The 4,748-nt window shown below is 74.3% G+C and carries 3 protein-coding genes; 1 reads left to right on the top strand and 2 read right to left on the bottom strand.

All coding sequences use genetic code 11. The features are described 5' to 3' along the window. Window positions 1–91: 91 nt before the first annotated feature. The gene (locus ABH937_RS38085; RefSeq protein ID WP_370220845.1) at window positions 92–2,131 is read right to left on the bottom strand and encodes an AAA family ATPase; all 2,040 of its coding nucleotides are present in this window, start codon (window positions 2,129–2,131) and stop codon (window positions 92–94) included. 479 nt (window positions 2,132–2,610) lie between these two features. After that, a complete protein-coding gene (locus tag ABH937_RS38090; RefSeq protein ID WP_370220844.1) occupies window positions 2,611–3,237 on the bottom strand; it encodes a uridine kinase in 627 nt (208 codons plus the stop codon). A 218-nt stretch (window positions 3,238–3,455) separates the two neighbouring features. Here ABH937_RS38090 and ABH937_RS38095 point away from each other — a divergent pair, with 218 nt between their 5' ends. After that, window positions 3,456–4,619, top strand: a complete 1,164-nt coding sequence (locus ABH937_RS38095) for an acyl-CoA dehydrogenase family protein (RefSeq protein ID WP_280694374.1) — start codon at window positions 3,456–3,458, stop codon at window positions 4,617–4,619. The last annotated feature ends 129 nt before the right edge of the window (window positions 4,620–4,748 follow it).

Below are 4,748 nucleotides of genomic sequence, written 5' to 3' on the forward strand. Positions count from 1 at the left end.
CAGCCCGCAAGACAGGCACGACGAAGCCAGCAGCGAAGAAGACGAAGAAGTCCAACACCCCTCGCCCCCGCCGCACAGGTTAAAGATCAAGCTAGTTCCGGCCGTCGATCAGTTCGCCGTAGGCCTGGACCAGGTCGGGGAGCCGGAGGGTGGCCAGGTCCTCACGGGTCGGCAGTTCGCGGGAGAGCGAGAGGCGCAGGTCGCGGTAGGCGCAGGACTTCTCGTACAGGGTGCGGATGAACCGGCCGTTGCCCAGCTCGTCGATCCAGCCCTCGCCGACCACGTGGGCGCAGATGCTGGCCAGCTCGTCCGCCGCGTCCTCGTCCCAGCCGTCGCCGTCCCGGGCGGCCAGCGCGCTGCCGATCGCGGTCAGTTCGGCGGGGCGGTAGCTGGGGAAGTCCACCCGGGTGGTGAAGCGGGAGTTGAGGCCGGGGTTGGCGGCCAGCAGCCGGTTCATCCCCTCGGGGTAGCCGGCCAGGATCACCACCAGCCGGTCCCGGTTGTCCTCGGCCCGCTTGAGCAGCACCTGCAGTGCCTCGTCGCCGTAGGCATCGCCCTTGCTGTAGCCGGAGTTGGCCAGGCTGTACGCCTCGTCGATGAAGAGCACGCCGTCCAGCGCCGAGTCGATCAGCTCGTTCGCCTTGACGGCGGTCTGCCCGAGGAACTCGCCGACCAGGTCGGCTCGTTGCGCCTCCACGAGGTGATCGCCGGAGAGCAGCCCGAGGGCGTGGAAGACCTGGCCGAGGATCCGCGCCACGGTGGTCTTGCCGGTGCCGGACGGGCCGGAGAAGACGAAGTGCCGCTTGGGCGGCTGGACCGGCAGGCCCTGTTCGGCGCGCAGGCCGGCCATCCGCAACTGCGCGGAGAGCGCCCGGACCTGCCGCTTCACCGGGTCCAGCCCGACCATCCGCTCCAGCGCCGCGAGCGCCTCGTCGAGCCGTTGCTGCCCGCTCGCCTGCGGCTCCGGGACGCCGGGCGTGGGGTCGGCGCCCGCGCTGGCCACGGCGGCCGGGGCCGGGTCGGCGGCGGTCTCCGAGAGGGCCTCCTGCGCCGCTTCCGGTCCGCCGGGCCCGCTGCCCGGCCCGGCCGGCGGGCCCTCGCCCGAGCGCTCGGCCACCGGCGAGCGGCCGACCACCTGGAGCGGCCCGGTGTCCGGCTGGTCCGAGTAGCCGCCCTCGTCGGCGAACCTGCCCTCGTCGGGGAACCCGGCCTCGTCCGCGAAGGCGCTCTCCTCGAAGGCCGTCGCCTCGAACGCCGGCTCCTCGAAACCCGCCTCGCCGTACGCCGACTCCAGCACGCCGCCGATCCCGGCCACCGCACCGAGTCCGGCGATCAGGTCCAGCGCGGCGCCGTCCGAGCCGGGCATGTCCTCGGCGAGCCCGTCGCCCGCGCCGAAGGCGGGCAGCTCCTCCAGCAGTCCGAGCCCGTCCTCGGCGGCGATCGCGGCCAGCCGCGCGGCGGTGTCCATGAAGGCGGGGTCGGCCCGGTGCACCGCGCGGTAGAGCGGCAGCGCGGCCGCGCTGCGCCCGGCGCCCTCGTAGGCCCGGGCGAGCCAGTAGCGCAGCTCCTTGCGCTGCGGCTGCTCGGAGCGGCAGCGGGCCAACGAGGCGGCCAGCGGGGCCTGCGCCTGGGCGCACATGTCGAGCCGCACCCGGGCCATCCCGCCGAACAGTCCGGCCTCGATGCCGAGCAGCGCGTCGTCGAGTAACTGGTCGGTGTCCCGGATCAGTTGCTCCCAGTCCTTGAGCAGGTAGGAGCGGCAGGCGTGCAGGAAGCGGACCGACGGGTCCTGTGCGGCGGGCGGGCACTGGGCCATCGCGCGGTCCAGCTCGGTCAGGTGCCGGCCGTCCAGCCAGTGCGAGGCGTGCGCGAGCGACAGGTCGCGCTCGTCCTCCAGGACCGGCTGCACCCACCAGCCCAGCCAGTACCAGGAGCTGAGCGGCCGGGCGTGGCGCCGGCGCTGCTCGCCGAAACGTTTCTTGTGGCGGTACATGGACAGCAGCGCGCCCGAGGTGTCGCAGCGCAGCGCGTGCAGGCCGAGCCAGGCGTCCGCCATGCCGGGGTCGAGCCGGACGGCGGTGCGGAACTCCTCCTCGGCGCGGGCGTAGGCGCCGGCCGTGTAGGCGTCCATCGCCCGCAGCCAGGCCCGGTCGGCGGGCCCGTGCGGCCTGCCGGTGCTGCCGGAGTTCTCAACAGTGGTCACTCACGCCCCCCGTGGTGTGCACCGAGGCCCGGTCAATGGCGGGACAGCGCCGTGCACCCGGGACGCTTCTGCGCCTGTGCGGAATCGTACCCGTGTGGCGCTGATCCGGAAGAGTGTGGCGCAGGTCCAAATCATTGGTGTGCGTTGACCGTTGGTGTGCTGACGGTCGCCGCGAGGGCCTGCTGGCACGATTCCCGGGCAGACCCGTGGGGAAACGGCCTCGAAGGGAAACCGCGCGCGGGCGGCCGGCCGGAAATCGGGAAGTCGGCCGGAAAGCAGAACGGCACCTCCGGCTCACGGGGGAACGAGTCGGAGGTGCCGCGTCTAGTTGCGGGGTCAACAACCCCGCTGGACGAGAACTTAGTTCAAATCCGTACAGCTGGTCAAGCGGCCGCTTAGCCCACTGGTCAGAGCTGGTCAAGTCGGCTCGAGCGACCGCTCAGCCCGCCGGTCGGCGCTCCCAGCGGCGGCGGCAGCAGCTCGCCGGTCCGCCCGTCCACCCGCGCCCCCGCGTACGGCCGGCTGGGGTCGGCCGCGAAGTGCGCCGCCTCGGCCGCCGTCCAGCGCTCCCAGAAGGCGGCCAGCTCCGGCCCGTCCCGCCGCAGGCCGCGGGCTCGCGCGTCGGCGGCCGGCAGCTCCATCCAGACCAGCTCCGCCAGCGCGGGCCGCACCGCCCGCCGGCCGGCACCCACCCCCTCCAGCAGCACCACGGGAGCGGCCGGCACCTCGCGCGCCCCTTGGAAGCGCCGGGCGACCCAGTCGTATGCCTCGAAGCGCGCCGGTTCACCCTGGGCCAGCGGCCGCAGCACCCACTCGCTCAGCCGCCCGGTCCAGTCGAAGAAGTCCTGATGGGTGGCCAGGTCGTCCAGGTGCACCACCGGCGCCCCGCCGAGTGCCGTGGCCAGCCGGCCCGCGAAGGTGGTCTTGCCGCTGCCCGCGTACCCGTCCACCGCGACCAGCCGCACCTCGCCGCAGGACGGCGGCAGGGCGCGCAGCCGCGCGGCGAGTTCGGCCAAGCCCTCCGGGTGCTCCATGGGCGCCACTGTACGGTCCCTGACCTGGCCTTTGGACCGGAGCAGCCCGGGTGCCGGCGATCGGCGGGCGGTCGTGACGGGAGGCGCTCGATCAGGCATACTCGCTTCGCCAGGCGTGTGAACGCCCGTTCACTGCGACCCGGTGGCGGACGCGCACCCCTGTTCTGCCCTGCGCCCACCGGAGACCCCGGGGCCCGACCGAGGAGGCGACCACCCTCATGAACGCCGCACCCCCCAAGCCCGTGGAGCGTCAGCTGCCCAGCGACGAGGCCCGCGAACTGCTCGCCCTCACCCGTGACCTGGTGCACCGCGAACTGCTGCCCCGGGCCGCCGCGGACGAGGCGGCCGGCCGCTTCCCACGCGACGTCTTCCGGACCCTGGGCGAGGCGGGCCTGCTGTCGCTGCCCTATCCGGAGGCGGTGGGCGGCGGCGAGCAGCCCTACGAGGTCTACCTCCAGGTGCTGGAGGAGCTGGCGGCCGGCTGGCTGGCGGTCGGGCTCGGCGTCAGCGTGCACACCCTCTCCTGCCACGCGCTGGCCACCTTCGGCAGCCCCGAGCAGCGCGAGCGCTGGCTGCCCGGGATGCTCGGCGGCGAGCAGCTCGGCGGGTACTGCCTCTCCGAGCCGCAGTCCGGTTCGGACGCCGCCGCCCTGCGCACCCGGGCCGACCGAGAGGGCGACCACTACGTGGTGCGCGGCACCAAGGCCTGGATCACCCACGGCGGCCGGGCCGACTTCTACAGCGCGATCGTGCGCACCGGTGAGGACGGCCCGCGCGGCATAAGCTGCCTGCTCGTCCCGGGCGACGCCGAGCAGCTGTCGGCCGCGCCGCCGGAGCACAAGATGGGCATGAACAGCTCGCCCACCGCCCAACTGCACTTCGACGGGGTCAAGGTGGCCGCCGAGCGGCTGATCGGCGAGGAGGGCCAGGGCTTCCAGATCGCGCTCGCCGCGCTGGACTCGGGCCGGCTCGGCATCGCGGCCTGCGCGATCGGGGTGGCCCAGGCGGCACTGGACCTGGCGGTGGAGTACGCGGGCAACCGGCAGCAGTTCGGCCGCCCGATCGCCGACTTCCAGGGGCTGTCGTTCATGCTCGCCGACATGGCCACCCAGATCGAGGCCGGGCGCGCGCTCTACCTGACCGCCGCCCGCCGCCGTGACGAGGGCCTGGCGTTCGCCAAGCAGGCGGCGATGGCCAAGCTGTTCTGCACGGACACGGCGATGCGGGTGACCACCGACGCGGTCCAGGTGCTCGGCGGCTACGGCTACACCCAGGACTTCCCGGCCGAGCGCTTCATGCGCGAGGCGAAGGTGCTGCAGATCGTCGAGGGCACCAACCAGATCCAGCGCCTGGTGATCGGCCGTCACCTGACCAAGGGCTGAACCGAGTTGACGTGCGGCGGGGCCGGGGGGGGGGGGGGGGGGCGCCCCCCCCCCCCCCCGGGGGGGGGGGGGGGCGGCCCCCCCCCCCCGCCCGGGGCGCGGGCCCCCCCCCCCCCCCGGCGCGCCCCC

It is taken from the genome of Kitasatospora sp. GAS1066B (genome assembly GCF_041262605.1).
In the GTDB taxonomy this organism is placed as follows: Bacteria; Actinomycetota; Actinomycetes; order Streptomycetales; family Streptomycetaceae; genus Kitasatospora.

Coding starts and splice junctions, on each gene's coding strand:
- ABH937_RS38085 (WP_370220845.1), bottom strand. CDS start 2,131: ATGGACGCCTACACGGCCGGCGCCTACGCCCGCGCCGAGGAGGAGTTC.
- ABH937_RS38090 (WP_370220844.1), bottom strand. CDS start 3,237: ATGGAGCACCCGGAGGGCTTGGCCGAACTCGCCGCGCGGCTGCGCGCC.
- ABH937_RS38095 (WP_280694374.1), top strand. CDS start 3,456: ATGAACGCCGCACCCCCCAAGCCCGTGGAGCGTCAGCTGCCCAGCGAC.